At 56.1% G+C, this 19,173-nt stretch carries 17 protein-coding genes and 1 tRNA gene; 10 read left to right on the top strand and 8 right to left on the bottom strand.

What is annotated here, in order from left to right; genetic code table 11:
- From Q1M54_RS13475 to Q1M54_RS13465, 3 genes are all read right to left on the bottom strand, one after another.
- Window positions 1-770, bottom strand: a 770-nt coding sequence (locus tag Q1M54_RS13475) for a phytanoyl-CoA dioxygenase family protein (protein WP_300558066.1), incomplete at its 3' end; no start/stop codon positions are given.
- Window positions 767-1,585, bottom strand: a complete 819-nt coding sequence (locus Q1M54_RS13470) for a phytanoyl-CoA dioxygenase family protein (protein ID WP_108286160.1) — start codon at window positions 1,583-1,585, stop codon at window positions 767-769. The genes Q1M54_RS13475 and Q1M54_RS13470, both read right to left, overlap by 4 nt.
- A 51-nt stretch (window positions 1,586-1,636) precedes the next feature.
- Entirely contained in the window at window positions 1,637-2,275 is a 639-nt protein-coding gene (locus tag Q1M54_RS13465) for a GntR family transcriptional regulator (RefSeq protein ID WP_300558061.1), read from the bottom strand.
- Window positions 2,276-2,638: 363 nt separating this feature from the next.
- Between Q1M54_RS13465 and Q1M54_RS13460 the strand changes: the two genes are divergently transcribed.
- Window positions 2,639-2,959, top strand: coding sequence for an SOS response-associated peptidase family protein (locus tag Q1M54_RS13460; protein WP_300558058.1), 321 nt, complete (start codon window positions 2,639-2,641; stop codon window positions 2,957-2,959).
- 100 nt (window positions 2,960-3,059) lie between these two features.
- Here Q1M54_RS13460 and Q1M54_RS13455 read toward each other — a convergent pair.
- A tRNA-Leu gene (locus Q1M54_RS13455) sits at window positions 3,060-3,144 on the bottom strand.
- Window positions 3,145-3,386: 242 nt separating this feature from the next.
- On the opposite strand from Q1M54_RS13455, the gene Q1M54_RS13450 reads away from it, so the two are divergent.
- The 3 genes from Q1M54_RS13450 (at window position 3,387) to Q1M54_RS13440 (ending at window position 6,848) form a co-directional block, all read left to right on the top strand.
- On the top strand, window positions 3,387-3,557 hold the full coding sequence (locus Q1M54_RS13450; RefSeq protein ID WP_300558055.1) for a hypothetical protein: 171 nt from the start codon (window positions 3,387-3,389) through the stop codon (window positions 3,555-3,557).
- Between the two features lie 427 nt (window positions 3,558-3,984).
- Window positions 3,985-4,569, top strand: coding sequence for a TetR/AcrR family transcriptional regulator (locus Q1M54_RS13445; RefSeq protein ID WP_300558052.1), 585 nt, complete (start codon window positions 3,985-3,987; stop codon window positions 4,567-4,569).
- A gap of 239 nt (window positions 4,570-4,808) precedes the next feature.
- Window positions 4,809-6,848 carry an NHL repeat-containing protein gene (locus tag Q1M54_RS13440; protein WP_300558069.1) on the top strand — a complete coding sequence of 680 codons (2,040 nt, stop codon included), beginning with the start codon at window positions 4,809-4,811 and terminating at the stop codon, window positions 6,846-6,848.
- Window positions 6,849-7,313: 465 nt separating this feature from the next.
- Here the strand turns inward: Q1M54_RS13440 and Q1M54_RS13435 are convergent, their stop codons facing one another.
- Both Q1M54_RS13435 and Q1M54_RS13430 read right to left on the bottom strand, forming a co-directional pair.
- Entirely contained in the window at window positions 7,314-8,528 is a 1,215-nt protein-coding gene (locus Q1M54_RS13435; protein ID WP_300558049.1) for an OmpA family protein, read from the bottom strand.
- Window positions 8,529-8,575: 47 nt separating this feature from the next.
- Window positions 8,576-10,396 carry an Ig-like domain-containing protein gene (locus Q1M54_RS13430; protein ID WP_300558046.1) on the bottom strand — a complete coding sequence of 607 codons (1,821 nt, stop codon included), beginning with the start codon at window positions 10,394-10,396 and terminating at the stop codon, window positions 8,576-8,578.
- Window positions 10,397-10,732: 336 nt separating this feature from the next.
- Here Q1M54_RS13430 and cysM point away from each other — a divergent pair, with 336 nt between their 5' ends.
- Genes cysM through Q1M54_RS13415 form a run of 3 tightly spaced genes read left to right on the top strand, consistent with a single transcriptional unit; the run spans window position 10,733 to window position 12,451 of the window.
- Window positions 10,733-11,635: a cysteine synthase CysM gene (cysM, locus tag Q1M54_RS13425; protein ID WP_300558043.1), complete on the top strand. Its 903-nt coding sequence runs from the start codon at window positions 10,733-10,735 to the stop codon at window positions 11,633-11,635.
- Between the two features lie 19 nt (window positions 11,636-11,654).
- Window positions 11,655-12,224, top strand: a complete 570-nt coding sequence (locus Q1M54_RS13420; RefSeq protein WP_300558040.1) for an NUDIX domain-containing protein — start codon at window positions 11,655-11,657, stop codon at window positions 12,222-12,224.
- The gene (locus Q1M54_RS13415) at window positions 12,224-12,451 is read left to right on the top strand and encodes a sulfurtransferase TusA family protein (protein WP_194945191.1); all 228 of its coding nucleotides are present in this window, start codon (window positions 12,224-12,226) and stop codon (window positions 12,449-12,451) included. Before Q1M54_RS13420 ends, Q1M54_RS13415 begins: the two co-directional genes overlap by 1 nt.
- A 6-nt stretch (window positions 12,452-12,457) precedes the next feature.
- Here the strand turns inward: Q1M54_RS13415 and galU are convergent, their stop codons facing one another.
- The gene (galU, locus tag Q1M54_RS13410; protein WP_300558036.1) at window positions 12,458-13,342 is read right to left on the bottom strand and encodes a UTP--glucose-1-phosphate uridylyltransferase GalU; all 885 of its coding nucleotides are present in this window, start codon (window positions 13,340-13,342) and stop codon (window positions 12,458-12,460) included.
- A gap of 29 nt (window positions 13,343-13,371) precedes the next feature.
- Window positions 13,372-16,413 (bottom strand): valine--tRNA ligase, encoded by a 3,042-nt coding sequence (locus Q1M54_RS13405; RefSeq protein ID WP_300558034.1) that lies wholly within the window; start codon window positions 16,411-16,413, stop codon window positions 13,372-13,374.
- A gap of 277 nt (window positions 16,414-16,690) precedes the next feature.
- Between Q1M54_RS13405 and Q1M54_RS13400 the strand changes: the two genes are divergently transcribed.
- From Q1M54_RS13400 to Q1M54_RS13390, 3 genes are all read left to right on the top strand, one after another.
- Window positions 16,691-17,113, top strand: coding sequence for a rubrerythrin family protein (locus tag Q1M54_RS13400; protein ID WP_019425834.1), 423 nt, complete (start codon window positions 16,691-16,693; stop codon window positions 17,111-17,113).
- Window positions 17,114-17,221: 108 nt separating this feature from the next.
- Complete coding sequence (locus tag Q1M54_RS13395) at window positions 17,222-18,571, top strand: heterodisulfide reductase-related iron-sulfur binding cluster (RefSeq protein WP_300558030.1); 1,350 nt, start codon at window positions 17,222-17,224, stop codon at window positions 18,569-18,571.
- An 11-nt stretch (window positions 18,572-18,582) separates the two neighbouring features.
- The gene (locus Q1M54_RS13390) at window positions 18,583-19,173 is read left to right on the top strand and encodes a DUF3501 family protein (protein WP_300558028.1); all 591 of its coding nucleotides are present in this window, start codon (window positions 18,583-18,585) and stop codon (window positions 19,171-19,173) included.

The following is a 19,173-nucleotide window of genomic DNA, read 5'->3' as shown; positions in this document are numbered from 1 at the left end:
GTAGCCGGCTCGCCCCTGACCATCTGGTTGCGATGGATGCTGTCTACAACGGGTGCGGTATAGGCGAATGAGTCAGCAGCGGCGTACTGAATGATGTAGGTCGTGCGCAAGGTGTCCGAGCGATTTTGACTGGAGCCGTGCACTGCGAGGCCGTGATGTGCCACCACATCTCCCACATCCAGCTCATTGTCGACTACGTTCTCAAAGTCTTCCCGCGTCATCGTGTGGTTGCAATTGAGTTTATAGATGCCGTTTTCCCAATGACTGCGCGGCCCCAACTTGTGGCTGCCGGGGATCGTCTGAAGGCAGCCATTGATGGCGCGGGACGGATTCAAAGGTACGCTCAGAGCGACAAGATTGGTGTTGGTGTGAGGAAACACCGGCCAGTCCTGATGCCAGCCAATCTCTGCACCTCCATGAGGCAGTTTGAAATTGATCTTCGAGTGGTAAAACTTGACCGCTCCACCAAGCAGGTCTGCGGCGATGTCACCCAGGATCGAATCGAAAGCGGCTTCAACATACACCGAATCTAGTTCGGTTGGGCTGGAGATACGCCTGATACGTGGCGCAAGGGCGGTATGCGCAGGCTCTAGGTCGTAATGTTTTGACTTTTGCTGGAGTGATCGGCCCTCATCGTACAGTCGCTCAGTGGTCGCGATCAGCCTCGCAAGCAATTTGGGATCAAGTACCTGACGGAGATTGAGATAACCCGTATCGCGGTAGTCCCCGATCTGCTCAAGGGAAAGGATGCGTTGATGGCGGGTATTCATCTGGCTTCCTGCGTCGAGCTTGTAAGCGGGAAAATATGGTCGCTTCCCTTGATGAGTGGTTTTGTATTGGTTGACCGTACGTAGTCAGGACGTGGGTTGGGAACGTCGTTGCACCGGTTTGATACCGGGTTGTAGACCACATAAATCGCCCAACGATTGTGCTGGGACAAGTTATGCCCCGAGGCGTGCAGAATATTGCAGTCAAAGAACACCACGGTGCCGGGCTTGCCAGTGATCGCCACCGGTGCGGGGCTGCGAGCCATGATTTCTAGCAGCTTGTCCTTCGGCGTCACATAAAACTTGTAGCCCGTAGCGTCGTTGAATTCTGGCTCTAGATTGCCCTCTTTGTGGCTGCCCGGAATGAAGTACAAGCACCCGTTCATTTCTGTTGGCTCGTCCAGCATGACCAACGCTGTAGTTGGACGTGCCTCAGGCATGCCATCTCGCTTCCAAGTTCCGTAGTCCTGGTGCCACGCCCACACCGAACCGTCAATGGCGGTCTTCAAATTGCATTTGGTGTGATGGATGTAGAGCTCCTGCTCGGAAAGCAGATCCTGTGCGGGCTCGAGCATACGTGAAGTACGCGAGACGGCATGAAACACCGGTGAACCTGTAGGGCCGTCTTGCTCGTGGACCTGATAGATAGTTTTGGCAATATTGCTTCCCTTTTCCCGCACCAAGTGATCGGTGTCGATCACTTGAATTCGCTCAAGCTCGGCCCTCATGGCCGCTACTTCAGGGGCAGAAAAAAGGCCATCAAGGGTGAGAAATCCATCACGGCGGTAGGTTTCGATCTGCAGATGGGTGAGGCGCACTGGCAAACTCCTTAAACAGGAGTTCATGGTATGTGACTGGTATGCCAGTTGTCAAGTGCGGGTAATCAGGGTCCTGTGGGCGAAACCGAAAAGATCATCAATCAACCGATCACTTGCCTCGGCAGCCTTGTCAGATTTGCCGGAGGCCATCGCACGTGCAAGGGCCACGTGCAGACGCAGTGTCGCGTTGACTTGATCATGGTGATGGTAGAACCAGAAACGCCGTGAGGCCGAGTGCAGAGCGGACACGGCCGCAGCAGCCACAATGTTCCGAGCGCTGTGTGCTGACTGCCTGTTCATTTCATTGTCCCATTTCAGGAATGCTACAAGGTCATCAGACTTCACAGCAGTCTCCATGTTCTGAGCAATGGCGGCCATGGTCTCGCGCTCTGCCAGAGTGGCACGCGTAGCTGCAGATCGAGCAATAAGGCGGTCGAGTTCGCGCCGTGTCTCTAGGATTTGGAGTTGATGACCCACGTCGATGGCGGTGACCACCACACCGCGACGGGGCAAGATCTGAACAAGATGTTCGCGCGCCAGACGCTGCAAGGCTTCACGGATCGGCGTATGCCCAATGCCGATGCGTTCGCTGAGCATGGCCTCAGACACCACGCTGCCCGGCGCGAGTTCAAGAGTCACGATCATCTCTTCAATGAGGCGATAAGCTTCCTCGTTGAGTGAGGGCGGCACCTGGCTAGGAGTAGGCGATTTCGAGAGTACGCGAGGTCGACTGGTCATAATCAATATGGTGCCACAAGAAAATCCCCGACACTACAACTCACGAGGCATTTAGGATGGTGGCACGACCGCTTTGAGTCAGTATTAGCCATCTCGCCAATATAAAAGGATCGTCATCACCTCGAAGCGATCCAGAGCTTTGCAACTGTCAGCTGATCAGATTAAACCGGTCAGCGGACGAATCAGTGACTACTGAGTTCGAGTGCCTGCTTCTGAGTTGAAGCCAAGAAGTTACTGTCGGATACGACCGACCGCTATCGCTGCCAAGCGGCCATTCGGGGCCGTTCTCATTCCCATCGGCGCTAGACTGCTTCCGTGTGCACTAATTTCACGCCAACAAAGCGCGCCCAGTGGGTCAAGGAGAAACTGGGGGTAGACCTGCCTTCGGGCTACCCCGATGAGTCCTACCCAGGCTTCGCTGCCCCAGTCGTGGTGAAAAGCCACCAGTCAAGTCGAGTCGCCTGCGGTTTGGCCAGGTTCGGGTTGATTCCTTCGTGGGCCAAAGACGACAAGATCTCACGCCACACTTACAACGCTCGCAGCGAAACAGTCGCAGAAAAACCCAGCTATCGCAACGGTTGGCGACTTCGACAGTTTGGACTGGTACTCAATTCCCATGGTTTGAACCGTCTATAAAACATCAAAGAAAGTTTTTGCGCCTACGGAGCGCCAATCTTTGCGCCTATGGCGGCGGGCAAAAAAAAATCAAGCACCGCTAAGTGCTTGATTTTTAAAGTGGTGCCCGGGGCCGGACTCGAACCGGCACGCCTTGCGGCGGGGGATTTTGAGTCCCCTGAGTCTACCAATTTCACCACCCGGGCGGTATTTGTGAAGACGCAGATTATGGCATATTTTTGACGCTTTTGGCTCCGCGTCCGGGGCTGGTTGTCAAATGATTTTGGCTTGGGTATGGGGCGAGCTTTGGTAAGCGTGGCACTTTCATGCCACCAAATATCGTGACGCACAGATAGCACGCGGGTTGAACCCCATATCCGTTCGCAAGCACTTTGCCACGCTGAATTCCATGCTGAACTTGTCATTCAGGCATCTTGACATTGATCGCTTGAGTCCTTTTCGTGGTTTGCACATACCGGGGGAGGGCGAGGTCGAACGCTACATGCGAAAGATCACTCCCGAATTGCTGCAGTCGGTCAAGAGTCACTTGCTCGTCCGCAGAACACCGAACAAGCTGCTGGCATTGGTTCAGTTGAACACGGGATTCCGCCTGTCTTAGCCCTTGTTTGCAAGGCGTGAGGATCTGGTGCTTGAGCATGACATTCCGCATTTGTGGATTCGCAGGAACAGTCTTTCCGACAGAAAAACCAAGTCCAGCATCCGTGCAGTGCCGCTTGTGGGGGTGTCGTTGCAGGCGGCAAAGGAGCTGCATCACCTGTCTGTGCTGGCCAAACAACGAGTTAGAGGGAATGCTGTATCTCATTTTCGCCTTTCGATAAACAAGGCTACTGCACATGAAATATAAAAGAGTGATGATCTTTATGGTGACTATTTTTAATTCCAAAGTTAAAAGAAGTTTTGCTTTTAGCTGAAGTCACTTGGTTTTGGCCGGCTCACAACCACTTGGATAGGCACTTTTTCAAGGGCTTTTGCATTTGAAAAGTACCCATATAAAAGAGTGAAATTTTTTTTAGGGAGTGCGTTTAATGCCAAAGTTAAAAGAAACTGTCTTTTTGGAAAAGCGCCAACACATATTGATGTGTGCAAGACAGGTCTTTGCGCTGCATGGTTATGAAGCCACAACCATCAAAGACATCTTGATCGCCAGTGGGATCTCCAATGGGGCTCTTTTCGTTTATTTCAAAAGCAAGAGAGAGATTTTGTTGGCCATCGTTGATGAGAACCTGGGTTTGTTTTGTAAGCGAATTGATGAGATCGCAGATTCATCGCATGAGATGGAGCGTGAAGAGGCTTTTGTGATGTTGTTGGATTTGGTGCGGCAAATTTCATTGGGTGCAGGACGTGCGATGAGTCTGCACGTATGGAGTGCGGCCATGGTGGACGAAGTGATCAAGGCACATTTGCAGCTGCACTTCCAGCACATTCTTCGTGCGATTACCCACCTGCTGGCCAACTTACATGAAGAAGGCAAGTTGGCGAAATCGGTCAAGGTGAATAAAGCTGCACATGGTCTTTTTGCTTTCTTTATTCCTGGTTACATCATCCAGTTGCTTTTTTTCTCAGCGATGGAGCCACGTGCTTACATGGATGCACATCGGGACTTGTGGTGATGCTCCCCCTCGTTCAGAGATTCTTACCCATTCCGATTTTGCTAAAACCACTCTTTTAAGGCAGGTTCTAATCCTTAGAATATTTTATACAGTCAGGAAAACTTCCGAGCCATTAAACGCTTTAGAAAGTCGTCATGAACAGACCGATCGGTCTTTTATGTGAATTGAACTTTTCTGTATAACTTGCGGATTCCATCATGCGCTTATATAAATTCTTGATTGTCTGTTTATCAAGTCTGTTGATTTCATGTGGTGGTAGTGGTGGCGCCAGTTCCTTTTCTTTCTTAAGCATTTTTGCCGGTAATCCGTATGATGGGAATGCAGGTTTCGACGGTACCGGAACCGAAGCGAGGTTTAACAATCCATTTGGTGTCGCCACAGATGCTAGCGGGAATGTGTATGTGGCCGACACCAGCAATCACACCATTCGTAAGATCACCCCGGCTGGTTTGGTCACAACCCTGGCGGGCACGGGGCGTGTATCAGGAAGTATCAATGGCACCGGCGGAGCAGCGGCGAGGTCCGATGGTAGTGTCGATGGCACCGGCGCCGCAGCGAGGTTTAACGCTCCCCTTGGTGTTGCCACCGATGTCAACGGCAATGTGTATGTGGCCGATACCAGCAATCACACTATTCGCAAGATAACCCCTGCTGGGGTGGTGACCACTTTAGCGGGCACTGCTGGTACGAGTGGAAGTGCCGACGGCACCGGCGCCGCAGCGAGTTTTTATTCACCTCGTTCTGTTGCCACCGATACCAGTGGCAATGTGTATGTGGCCGACAGCAGGAACCACACTATCCGCAAGATCACACCTGCTGGCGTGGTCACTACCTTGGCTGGCAGCGCGGGGAGTTGGGGCAGCGCAGACGGTACTGGAGCAGCAGCGAGGTTTGCGGTACCTGTTGCTGTTGCAACCGATGTCAGCGGCAATGTGTATTCGGCAGACTCTGATAGAGGTACTATCCGCAAGATCACCCCAGCTGGCGTGGTCACCACCCTTGCAGGCACACCGGGTATTTATGGAAGCGCGGACGGCACTGGAGCAGCAGCTAGATTTTTCGGTTTAAGTGGTCTTGCAACCGATGCCAGTGGCAATGTGTATGTGGCCGACTATTTAAACAACACCATCCGCAAAATCACCCCAACTGGCGTGGTGACCACTTTAGCGGGCACTGCTGGTACGAGTGGCAGTGCCGATGGCACCGGCTCCGCAGCTAGATTCGATAACCCTAGGGGTGTTGCCACAGATGCCGACGGTAATGTGTATGTAGCTGACAACTATAACGAAACCATTCGCAAGATCACCCCAGCAGGCGTGGTCACCACTTTGGCGGGTAAACGTATTGGTGCTGACGGCACTGGAGCCGAAGCGAGTTTTGATGCCCCACGTGGCGTTGCCACAGATGCTAGCGGTAATGTGTATGTGGCCGACTGGTACAACCACACCATCCGCAAGATCACCAAAGACGGTGTGGTCACCACCTTGGCTGGCACAGCGGGTGTGAGTGGTAGTGCCGATGGCACCGGATCCGAAGCGAGGTTCTTCTTACCCTATGGTGTCGCCACCGATGCCAGTGGCAATGTGTATGTGGGCGACTATTCAAACAACACCATCCGTAAGATCACCCCATCTGGCGTGGTGACCACTTTAGCGGGCACTGCTGGTACGAGTGGAAGTGCCGATGGCACCGGCGCCGCAGCGAGGTTTAACCTCCCCACTGGTGTTGCCACAGATGCCGACGGTAATGTGTATGTGGTCGACAGATCAAACCACACCATCCGCAAAATCACCCCAGCTGGCGTGGTGACCACTTTAGCGGGCACTGCTGGTACGCGTGGAAGTGCCGACGGCACCGGCGCCGCAGCGAGGTTTAACGCTTCCAATGGTGTTGCCACCGATGTCAACGGCAATGTGTATGTAGCCGACCAAGACAACTCCACCATTCGCAAGATCACCCCGGCTGGTGTGGTCACAACCTTGGCGGGCACTGCTGGTACGCGTGGAAGTGCCGACGGCACCGGCGCCGCAGCGAGTTTTTATTTCCCTCGTTTTGTTGCCACCGATACCAGTGGCAATGTGTATGTGACCGACACTGTCAACAGTACCATCCGCAAGATCACCCCGGCTGGTGTGGTCACCACCTTGGTGGGTACGGCAGGCCGTAAAGGCTTTCAACCCGGAGTGTTGCCTGGCGGTCTTTCGGAACCTTCGGGTATCGCAGTTCATGGTTCAAAAATTTACTTTTCAGACAAAAATGGCATTGGAGTGATCAATTAGATGTGATGACGCTCCACCAAAACTGAAGATGTTTTCACTTCTGTGGTCCAATTTCTTTTCTCAATCAAACCAATCCCTGCCGTCACGAACTGAGATGTCCAAGGCCCGTGCAAGCAAGACTCTCAGAATGAGACTTGCCCAGCCCAACGTCCAGAAACAGGACGTTCAAGCAGCTCAAACTTGCTGAAAATTTTGGGGAATTTAGCGAGTTTTTTCAGCGTGATTTTGTGCTGAAAAAATCGTGTGCTTTTGGCGTCAGCGTTCTACATTGCGTAGGACAATTTTTTGTCGCCTTGCTACAACCCGCATAAATTGTAGTGTTTACTAGGGCATTCACTTTTTTGAGTCCCCTGAGTCTACCAATTTCACCACCCGGGCGGTATTTGTGAAGACGCAAACTATGGCATTTTTTGAGGCGAATTTTGCTGGTCTGGTTGGCGTTCTTTAAAAGATGTTCACGCGGACTCAGGGCTGCTGTTGTCCCGAGACCATCACTTCAACGCGTCTATCTGCCCGCAGGCAAGTGATCAGCGTCCGTGAGGCTTGGGTGCCTTGGCATTCATTGGCCAGAGTTTCTGGTTGCATGGCGCCCATGCCCGTGGTGTTGATTTTGGGCGCAGAAATGCCGCCCGTTTGGATCAAGTAGCTTTTCACCGCTTCGGCGCGCCGCAGCGACAGTTTGTCGTTGTAAGCCTTGCGACCCAAGCGATCGGTGTGACCCGTGACTTCGATCGCTTCAATGTCAACCCGTTGAAGCGACAAGATCAGTTGGTCTAAGGCTTTTTTGCCATCGGCCTGAAGGCTGTCTTGGTCAAAACCGAACAGCGAATCGGCCTCGAGTTTGACTTTGACCCAGGGTGCAGGTGCCGGTGTTGGCTCAGGTGCTGGGATGGGTGGTGCCAGCACGATGGGCGCGGGAGGTGGCAGTGGAGCGGGTGCAGGTGCTTGGGCTTGTGCCAGTGCAATAGGTTCTGCGGGCGGTACATAAGGGGTGTAAGCCACGGTTTGGGCGGGTGCTGCGGGGCCACCAAATCGGTAAATCAAACCCAAGGTGTACAAGTCCACATCGCCGCGCTGGCCTACTGCGTCGTTGACTCTGTAACGCTCAGCCTCTAGCCGCAAGCTCAGTGCAGGGGTGAAGGCGTACTGCGTACCGAAGCCATATTTGTAATGGGTTTCGCGTCGGCTGGGTGAGGGGTCGGTCACAGTGACGGCACCGGTGCCGCTGAAACGGTCTTGGGTTTGCGCATAGGCCGCACCTACGCGCCCCATCAAAGACCAGCGTTCGGTGATGGGCAAAAAGCCGACCAAGTCTAAGTTCAGGCCGCGAATACGGGCGGAGCCGGTGAGGCCCCCGACGGGCGCGGTGGTGGCGTCAAATCCAAATCGACCCAAGTCAAAATAACCGGCCTCCACAGCCCAGTTGGGGTGAATGGGAATGCCCACATAGGCTTTGTAGCCGGTGTCACGGCCATCTTCCGTCAAGGTGCTGGTGCTCAAGCCTTGATCGAGTAAGCCTTGTCGGATGCGTTCGCTGTCGATGCGTGCTTTGGATTCACCCGCGCCAAGGCCCAGGTAAATGCCACTGTGGGTGTTGAGACCTTGTGCCAAAAGACCAGGGCTGACCAAGAAGGCCAGCGGCCACAAAAAGATTCGGGTGAGGACAGGCATGGGGCTCATTTTTTTCTCCAGATGGGCGCGATTCATGGGGTGGAATGTCGTGCGACTCAAGGACTGGGCACTGTGATCGTGCAGGCATCGCAGGTGATGGCCGCTGCGGCGGCACCTTGGTTCAGTGCCCGACCTTCCAGTTGGGCACCGGTTTGCAGGGTGATGGCGGTGCTGGCCAGCAAAGAGCCTTTCATGACCGAGTTGACGCCCAAGGTGATGGCGCTTCCCGCAGACCAGAAAACGTTGCTGGCTTTGGCGCCGCCGCTCAGCACCACTTGGCTGGTCGATAAAGCGTTGATGGCCGTGGCGCTGCGAATCACAAACACGGCGTTGGGATCACCCTGTGCGTCCAGCGTCAAGATACCGCCCGCCGACAAATCGATGGTCGTCAGCGATTGGTACAAGCCTGGATAAAAGGTGAGGCCTTCAAGATTGGTGCTGATGGCGGTGGGCGTGCCGCGAGCAGCGCCCGTGGCGTTGGTGAAGGCGGCCAGTGCATCGGTTTTGGCATTGCCCAGCAGCACGGCGTCGACCAGCGCACAGGCGGGGCCTGAGCTGTTGACGGCATAAATGCGGCCCACCACTTCAGGGCAAGTCAGGGGTGCGCTGAAGCCGGTGATGTTGGCCCCAGTGTCGGGTGTCAGGCCGACATCGCCTGTGATCAGTGAGGTGGGGATGTTGGTGATGGCCGCAGATCCCAAAATGGCGAAGTTGGACGCAGAGCCCAAGGCCACAGGGGTTTGGCATTCACTTGTGCCCGTGGTGAAGCGCCACACTTTGTCAACCTGCAGGGCGTTGCCCGCCAGGTCTTTGGCGCCTAGGGCACCGCCCAACACCGTGGCGGTGTAAGCCGTTGACGCGCTCAAGTTGGTGCTGGGATTGATCGATGCGATGCGGGTCTGTGCATCGTAGGTGATGACGGCCGCAACGGGTGTGTTCAAGCTGCTGGAGGGGGCCAAAGTCAGGGTGTTGTTGGTCAAACTCGAGGGCGCCATGGCTTCACTGAAGGTGACGTTCACGGTTTTGTTGATGCACACGCCCGAGATGTCGTTGTCCGGGTTGACCAAGCTGACCGTGGGTGGCGTGGTGTCGAGCGATTGGGCGGTGCTGAAGGTCCAGACTTTGGGGGCCAGCATGGCGTTGCCTGCCAAATCGATCGCTGCTGTGCTGATGGTGGCGGTGTACGTCGTGTTGTTGGTTAAAAGCGTGGTGGGCGTTAAAGTGGCTGTGCGTGCGCCCACGGCATAGCTGACGGTGCCTAGGACCGGGGTGTTGTCTGTGGTGGTTTGGAGGGTAAAGCTCACGGCGTTGAGGCTGGAAGGCGTCATTTCTTCGCTGAAGGTCGCGATCAGCTGAGTGTTGGTGGCTGAAATGGCGCCTTGTGCAGGCACTTGCTGTGTCACGGTGGGGCGCGTGATGTCGCTGGTGGAGCCCGTTACAAACGCCCATGTGTAGTTGGCAGGTAGAGGGGCGCCGTTGGTGTCTTGGGCACCAGTGGTTACCGTAGCTGTACATCTTGTGCCTGCAGGCAAATTAGCCGCTGGCGTCCATGTGGCCACGCGGCTGGGGGCGTCGTAATCAACGCTTCCGACGGTATTGACGCCCGCTGGACATTGCAAGGTCAAGGTGTCGGCGTTGAGACTGGTGGGGCTCATCGGCTTGTTGAAGGTGGCCGTAATGCGGGTGTTGACGGCTATGCCAGTCACTGCCGGGTTGCTTGCCAAAGGCGCGGTGGCCGAGACGCTGGGGGCGAGCGTCACCAATTGGCCCATGCCCAGGATCGGGTCTTTGCTGCCACCGCAAGCTGTGATGAGCAAAGATGACGACAGAGCCAGCAACCATGGGAGGGTGGTGGTGCTGAACATAGAAGTGCGCATAAAAGGGGCTCCTGTCTCGATGGTCTGCAATGTCAAAGGTGGTTGGACGGTTCGGTCTGTGGCTTGGCCTGCATCCCGCTTATGGGCGTTGACACGGCCTGTTGCCCATTTGTCGACGGTTCAGTCTGGGCCAGGGTTTATGCAACTTCAGTGCGTTGAAGCACCATGGGGGTCATTGACTGCTCAGCCCCTACTTGGATGGCAGACGAGACCTGTGGCGATGGAGAGGACTTGCTGAACAGGCTTTTCCTGTGAGAGTTTTAAGTCGGGTTTCTACGTTAGTTTCAGACGGACTCACCGCCATCAAGGGCGTTCAAGTTATGGCAAAGTACGGCCATGACTTATCCAACCATTGAAGATGCGATCGGCAAAACGCCATTGGTGGCTTTGCAGCGCTTGGGGGCAGCCGATTCGGCGGCGCGTGGCAACGTGATTTTGGGCAAGCTGGAGGGCAACAACCCGGCTGGTTCCGTGAAGGACAGGCCCGCTTTGTCGATGATTCGCCGAGCCGAAGAGCGTGGCGAGATCAAGCCGGGTGACACCTTGATCGAGGCCACCTCGGGCAACACCGGCATTGCGCTGGCCATGGCTGCGGCCATCAAGGGTTACCGCATGATTTTGATCATGCCCGAGGATTTGTCGATTGAACGCGCTCAGACCATGAAGGCGTTTGGTGCCGAACTGATCTTGACGCCCAAGAGCGGCGGTATGGAATATGCCCGAGATTTGGCTGACAACATGGCCGCCCAGGGCAAGGGTCGCATTCTGGACCAGTTTGCCAACGCCGATAACCCGCGCATTCATTACGAAACCACCGGCCCCGAGATCTGGGAGCAAACCGGTGGCAAAGTCACCCACTTTGTCAGTGCCATGGGCACGACCGGAACCATCACTGGTGTATCGCGGTTTTTGAAAGAAAAAAACCCAGCGATTCGCATCATCGGTGCCCAGCCCAGTGAGGGCTCTCGCATTCCGGGTATTCGCAAGTGGCCGCAGGAATACCTGCCCAAGATCTACGACCCCAGCCATGTGGATGAGCTGATTTATGTCAGCCAGAGTGATGCTGAGGAAACTTGCCGCCAAATGGCACGGACCGAGGGGATTTTTGCGGGCATTTCGGCTGCGGGGGCGTGCTGGGTGGCCCAGCAAGTGGCCAAGACGGCGCAAAACGCCACCATCGTGTTCATCGTCTGCGATCGCGGTGACCGTTATTTATCGACCGGCGTTTTTCCCGCCTGACTTGACCGGAGCTGATGGAATGGCTGAATACCGTTTTTGCCCACAGTGCGCAAATCCCCTGTCTTGGGTGACGCAAATGGAGGATGGCGGCGAGACCATGCGTCTGCGTTGCACGGCGTGTGACTTCACGCACTGGAACAATCCGACGCCTGTTTTGGCGGGCATTGTGCAAGTGGGCGATCAGATTTTGTTGGCCCGCAACGCGGCATGGCCTGGACGCCGCTTTGCGCTGATCACCGGCTTCATGGAGGCGGGCGAAAGCCCCGAGGACGGCATCAAGCGCGAGATTGCCGAAGAAACCAATCTGAAGGTTTCAGCGCTCAAGTTGATTGGGGTGTACGACTTCCAGCGCATGAACCAAGTGATCATTGCCTACCATGCGGTGGCTGAAGGTGAGGTGCGTTTGTCCCCCGAATTGGCCGAGCACAAGATGTTTGACTTCAAAGATCTGATCTGTTGGCCTGCAGGCACGGGCTACGCCTTGGGCGACTGGTTGCGCACCATTGGCATCGAGCCTAAATTCATGACATGGGAAGAACGTGCTGCGCAGAGTCAAGAAACTGCTCAAGAACAAAAACAGGATGCATGATGCAGATCGACAAAGAGATTGACACCAGTGGCCTGAACTGTCCCTTGCCCATTTTGAAGGCCAAGAAGGCCCTGAACGAGATGAGCAGCGGGCAGGTGCTCAAAGTGACCGCCACCGACCCCGGTGCTTGGCGCGACTTTGAAGCCTTTGCACGTCAGACGGGCAACGATTTGCTGATGCAGGAAAAGACAGAAACGGCGTTTGTGTTTGCCCTCAAACGCCGCTGAAAGCGGTCAGAGGCTCAGGCCTTTGAGGTATTCGCGGAAAGATGCCCCCACTTGCGGGTGCTGTAAAGCCAGCTCCACCGTGGCTTCCAGAAAACCTTCTTTGCTGCCGCAGTCGTAGCGTTTGCCTTGGTATTGAAAAGCGTAGACGGCTTCGCGTTGCATCAGTCGAGCGATCGCATCGGTCAGCTGGATCTCGCCGCCCACACCCGTAGGCTGGTTGCGGATTTCTTCAAAAATTCCAGGTGTCAAGATGTACCGGCCGGCCACGCCCATGCGGGAAGGGGCCTGTTCGGGGCTGGGTTTTTCCACAATTTGCTCAACACGGATGAGCTGTTTGCCCGCAGATTCACCGGCCACGATGCCATAGCGTTTGACATGTGCCAAAGGGACCTCTTGCACCGCCAAAATCGAGCGCCCTTGCTGCGTGTGCGCGGCCACCATTTGGCTGAGCACCGAGGGGCCGCCTTCCAGACCGACCATCAGGTCGTCGGCCAGCAGCACGGCAAAGGGTTCGTTGCCCACCATGGCTTCGGCGCACAACACCGCATGACCCAAGCCCAGTGAGCGGGGTTGGCGCACGTAGGCACACACCATGTCGTCGGGCTGCACCGAGCGCACCAATGCCAAGAGTTCGTCTTTGTGTGCGGCTTCGAGTTCGTTTTCGAGTTCGTAAGCGGTGTCAAAGTGGTCTTCGATGGCGCGTTTGCTGCGGCCCGTCACAAAGATCATGTGGCGTACGCCAGCGCTGTAGGCCTCTTCTACCGCGTACTGGATAAGCGGCTTGTCCACCACCGGCAACATCTCTTTGGGTGCAGCTTTGGTGGCAGGTAAAAAGCGGGTGCCCAAACCGGCGACCGGAAACACGGCTTTGCGAATGACTTGGTGGCTCATGGTGCTTTCCTTGCGAATCGGTGCGGCAATCAGCCCAAGCGTTGGAGCTGTTGGCGAATTTTGTCAAGCGTGGCACCGAAGTCGGCCACGCGTTTCTTGGTTTCGTCGAGCACCGCTGGCGGGGCTTTGGCCACAAAGGCCTCGTTGCCGAGCTTGGCGTTGGCCTTGGAGATTTCGCCTTCCAAGCGAGCAGCTTCCTTGGTCAGTCGAATTTTTTCGGCGTCTGCATCCACTTCGATGAACAGGCACAGGCGGGCCTCGCCCACCACCGCCACAGGCGCGGCTTGTGCAGCAGCGATCCATTCGGCTTCCGTGTCAAACACCTTGACTTCGCTCAGCTTGGCCAGCGACTGCAGCACCGGTGCCACGCTTTGCATGAAGGCCGTGTCACCCAGCACATACATGGGCATGCGGGTGGCTGGCGAGACATTCATTTCACCGCGCAGGTTGCGACAAGCGTCCACCAGGTTTTTGAGTTTGGCCACATGCGCTTCGGCATCCAAATCAATGCGTTCGGGCTGACTCACGGGGTAAGCCGCGATGCTGACCGATTCGCCCGCACGGCCCGCGACCACCGACACTTTTTGCCAGAGTTCTTCGGTGATGAACGGGATGATGGGGTGCGCCAAGCGCATGATGACCTCGAGTGTGCGGATCAAGGTGCGGCGGGTGGCACGTTGTTGCGCTTCGTTGCCGGTGTTGATCTGCACTTTGGCAATTTCGAGGTACCAGTCACAAAACTCGTTCCAAACAAAGTCATAGATCGTGTTGGCCACGTTGTCCAGGCGGTATTCGGCAAAGCCTTTGGCCACATCGGCCTCTACGCGCTGCAGTTGTGAACTGATCCAGCGGTCGGCCTGGCTGAACGCCAGGTAGCCATGCGCCGGGCCGCCCACTTCGCATTCGGCTTTGGTGTGCTCTTTGAGGCCGCAGTCTTGGCCTTCACAGTTCATCAACACAAAGCGGGTGGCATTCCAGAGTTTGTTGCAAAAGTTGCGGTAGCCCTCGCAGCGCTTGCTGTCAAAGTTGATGCTTCGGCCCAAGCTGGCGAGTGCTGCAAAGGTGAAGCGCAGCGCGTCGGCACCGTAAGCCGGGATGCCTTCTGGGAATTCTTTTTCGGTTTGTTTGCGCACCTTGGGCGCGGTTTCTGGCTTGCGCAAACCTTGTGTGCGTTTGTCGAGCAGGGGCTCCAAGGTGATGCCGTCGATCAGGTCCACCGGGTCAAGCACGTTGCCCTCGGATTTGCTCATCTTCTTGCCTTGGGCATCGAGCACCAAGCCGTGGATGTAGACGTGTTTGAAGGGTACTTTGCCGGTGAAGTGGGTGGTCATCATGATCATCCGGGCGACCCAGAAGAAGATGATGTCGTAGCCGGTGACCAACACGCTGCTGGGGAGGTAGAGGTCGTAGTCGCTTTGGCTGTTGTTGGCATTGACGTTGGCGTTGACGTTAGTTCCGCTGGCGAACGTACCGGACTCGGCCTTGCTCCTACTCGCTTCGCTCGCCATGTCGCTGCGCCCGAGCCCGGCACGCTCGCCAGCTGCGTTCTTGGTGCTTGTCTCGTTGTTAGGCCAGCCCATGGTGCTGAAAGGCACCAAGGCGCTCGAATACCAAGTGTCCAAAACGTCTTCGTCGCGCTTGAGGGTTTTGCCCGGGGCTTGCGCTTGTGCTTCGGCTTCGTCTCGCGCCACATACACATTGCCCTCTGTGTCATACCAAGCCGGGATCTGGTGGCCCCACCACAGCTGACGCGAGATGCACCAGTCCTGGATGTTGTTCATCCACTGGTTGTAAGTGTTGACCCAGTTCTCGGGCACAAAGCTCACTTGGCCGGACTGCACCGCATCAATGGCTTTTTGCGCGATGCTTTTGCCGGTGGCGTCGCCTTGGCCCACCTGGTTCATGGCCACAAACCATTGGTCAGTCAGCATGGGCTCGATCACCTGGCCGGTGCGTGCGCAGCGGGGCACCATGAGTTTGTGTTTCTTGACCTCGACCAAAGCGCCGGCGGTTTCCAGGTCGGCCACCACGGCCTTGCGGGCCACGAAGCGGTCCAGGCCCCTGTACTTTTCTGGCGCCTGGGCGTTGATCGTGGCGTCCAGGTTCAGCACGCAGATCATCTCCAGCTGATGGCGTTGACCCACCGCGTAGTCGTTGGTGTCGTGGGCTGGCGTGACCTTGACCACGCCGGTGCCGAAGTCTTTGTCCACGTAGTCGTCTGCAATCACGGGGATGGTGCGGCCGCAGAGTGGCAGGTTGACCTGTTGGCCGATCAGGTGTTTGTAGCGCTCGTCTTCAGGGTGCACCATCACGGCCACGTCGCCCAGCAGGGTTTCAGGGCGGGTGGTGGCCACTGTCAATGAACCACTGCCATCGGCCAAGTCGTAACGGATGTGCCACATCGAGCCGTCCTCTTCGGCGCTTTCAACTTCCAAATCGGACACCGCGCTCATGAGCACCGGGTCCCAGTTGACCAAGCGTTTGCCGCGGTAGATCAGGCCTTGTTGGTAAAGCTGTACAAAGGTTTCGGTCACGGTTTGTGACAGCTTGGGGTCCATCGTGAAGTATTCGCGGCTCCAGTCCACGCTGTCGCCCATGCGGCGCATCTGGCTGGTGATGGTGTTGCCGGACTCTTCTTTCCACTCCCAGACCTTGCTCACAAAGTTCTTGCGTGCTTCGGCAGGGGTGGGGCCCATGTCATGGCGGCTGATGCCTTTGGCCTGCAGCTGGCGCTCGACCACAATTTGCGTGGCAATGCCTGCGTGGTCTGTGCCCGGAATCCAGGCGGTGTTGTGCCCCAACATGCGGTGGTAACGGGTCAACGAGTCCATGATGGTCTGGTTGAAGGCGTGGCCCATGTGCAAAGTGCCCGTCACGTTGGGCGGCGGCAGCTGGATGGCAAATGCCGGGGCGCCTACCTTGGGGGCTTGTGTCCCACGGAAACCGGCCACACCGTAGCCGCGCTTTTCCCATTCGGGGCCCCAATGGGCTTCGAGTGAGGCAGGCTCAAACGATTTGGACAGGCTCTCTAGGCCGGGTTGATGGACCGGACTGGTGGGGACGTTGCTCATGGCGGGGGTCTTCTTAAAAATGAAAACAGCAACTCAGCAGGTGCTGTTGGGGACAAGCTGTGTCCGAAACGCTGATTTTAACGAGCCCTCCCGGGCGGGGCGGGGGGGCATTCAGGGCAGCGTTGATTGTGAGGAGCTGACTTTAGAGATCAATAGCCTGGATCAATCGATTTAATTGAATCAATTTATTGGTCGCATCGGAGGTTTGACGCTAATCTTCGATTTCTCTGGCGATTCTGCCAGGGCAATTCAAGTTAAAACCCAATAGGAGATATCCATGGCAGCACTCAAAGGCTCGCGCACGGAACAATGCCTGAAAGACGCCTTTGCAGGCGAATCCCAGGCCAACCGTCGCTATTTGTATTTCGCGAACAAAGCTGACGTTGAAGGTCAGAACGACGTGGCAGCTCTGTTCCGTTCCACCGCCGAAGGTGAAACCGGTCACGCTCACGGCCACCTGGAGTTCCTGGAGCAATCCGGCGACCCAGCGACTGGCATGCCCATCGGCTCGACTCGCGAGAACCTGGCCTCTGCTGTGGCTGGCGAAACCCACGAGTACACCGACATGTACCCCGGCATGGCCAAAACTGCTCGCGAAGAAGGTTTTGACGAAGTCGCCGACTGGTTTGAGACCCTGGCCAAGGCTGAGCGTTCACACGCCAACCGCTACCAGAAAGCTTTGAATGAACTGGTGGATTGATCCCCGGTGATTCAGCCTGCTGCACGACCCCGTGCAGCGGGTTTTTCTCAGGCCTCTGACAGCAGAGTTCTCAGACAAACCCAAAACAAAAAAATACAGGAGCACCACATGGCCAAAGAAGGCAACCTCGAAGCCCCCACACGGCACGCCCTCGGCTGGGAGAGCCCAGACTTTTACAACGAAGAAAAATGCTTCGACGAGTTGGAGCGTATTTTTGACATCTGCCACGGTTGCCGTCGCTGTGTGAGCCTTTGCGGCTCTTTCCCCACCTTGTTTGACTTGGTGGACGAGAGCAGCACCATGGAAGTCGATGGCGTCGACAAGAAGGACTACTGGAAAGTGGTGGACCAGTGCTTCATGTGCGACCTGTGCTACATGACCAAGTGCCCCTACACCCCGCCCCACGAATGGAATCTGGACTTCCCGCACACCATGCTGCGGGCCAAGGCCATCAAGTTCAAAAAAGGCGAAGTGGGTGCGGCTGAAAAGTTTTTGGCCTCGACCGACACGCATGGCTCCTTTGCGGGCATTCCGATCGTGGTACAGGCGATCAACGCGCTGAACAAGACCGAAACCGCTCGCAGCATCATGGAAAGCGTGGCGGGCGTGGACAAAAACGCCTGGTTGCCTTCATTGGCCACCCAAAAATTCCGCTCCAGCGCCCCTGACGCCCAATCGGTCAAAGTGGTGGATGGCGAGAAGACACCCGGCAAAGTGGCGATCTATTCGACCTGCTACATCAACTACAACGAACCCGGCATTGGCCACGACTTGCTCAAAATCTTGGACCACAACGACATTCCGTATGTGTTGGTCGAGAAAGAAAAGTGTTGCGGCATGCCCAAGTTGGAATTGGGCGACTTGGACTCGGTCAAAGACTCCAAAGAAGCCAATATCCCGGTTTTGGCCCAATACGCCAAAGATGGCTTCGCCATCATGGCGGCAGTGCCCAGCTGCGCCTTGATGTTCAAGCAAGAGATTCCTCTGATGTTCCCCGACTGCACCGACACCCAGTTGGTCAAAGAAGCCATGTGGGATCCTTTTGAATACTTCATGGCCCGCAAGCGAGATGGCTTGCTCAAGACCGAGTTTCCGCAAAAGCTGGGCAATGTGAGTTACCAAATTCCTTGCCACGGGCGGGTGCAAAACATTGGCAAGAAGACCGAAGAAATGCTCAAGATGATCCCTGACACCGAGATCAACACCATCGAGCGCTGCTCGGGCCATGCCGGCACCTACGGCGTCAAGAAAGGCTCGCACGACGTGGCGATGAAGATCGGCAAACCCGTCTTCAAGGCCATGGCCACCATGAAGGACGGCTCCAAGCCCGACTTCATCAGCTCCGACTGCCCGCTGGGCGGCCACCACATTGCCCAAGGCTTTGAGGTCAATGGCTTGGGTGCCCCCGAACTGAACCACCCCTTGACCTTGGTGCGCAAAGCCTACGGTCTCAAATAAGGAACAACGCCATGCAACTGACCGGAAAAATCACACCCGAGACCTTGATGTCTTTGGAGGCTTACACCAAGTGGCGCAAGCTGCACAAGCCTGAGGTGATCGCCCACCGCAAGCTGCGCAGCGTGCAGCTGGGTGAGCACATCAACATGCAGTTTGAGAGCGAAACCACCATCCGCTACCAAATTCAGGAGATGCTGCGCATCGAAAAAGTCTTCGAAGAAGAGGGCATCCTGCAAGAGATCGAGGCCTATGCCCCACTGGTGCCGGACGGCAGCAACTGGAAGGCGACCATGATGATCGAGTACACCGACATCAACGAACGCAAGCGTGAACTCGCCAAGCTGATTGGTGTGGAAGACCGCATGTTTGTCGAGGTTGAAGGCCATGCCCGCGTGTACGCGATTGCCGACGAAGACCTGGACCGCGAGACCGAAGAGAAAACCTCGGCGGTGCATTTTGTGCGTTTTGAACTCACGCCGGTCATGTGCGCGGCGGTGAAGGCGGGCGCTGGCGTCAAAATGGGTTGCGACCACACCCACTACCCCTCACACCTCGATATCACCGCGGACACCTTGGCCAGCTTGGCCGGCGATTTGAAGTGA

Origin of the sequence: Limnohabitans sp. Rim8, assembly GCF_943326455.1 — a bacterium.
Taxonomy (GTDB): Bacteria; Pseudomonadota; Gammaproteobacteria; order Burkholderiales; family Burkholderiaceae_C; genus Limnohabitans_A.
Note: the sequence above shows the minus strand (reverse complement) of the source record. Positions and strands in the feature narration are given on the sequence as shown.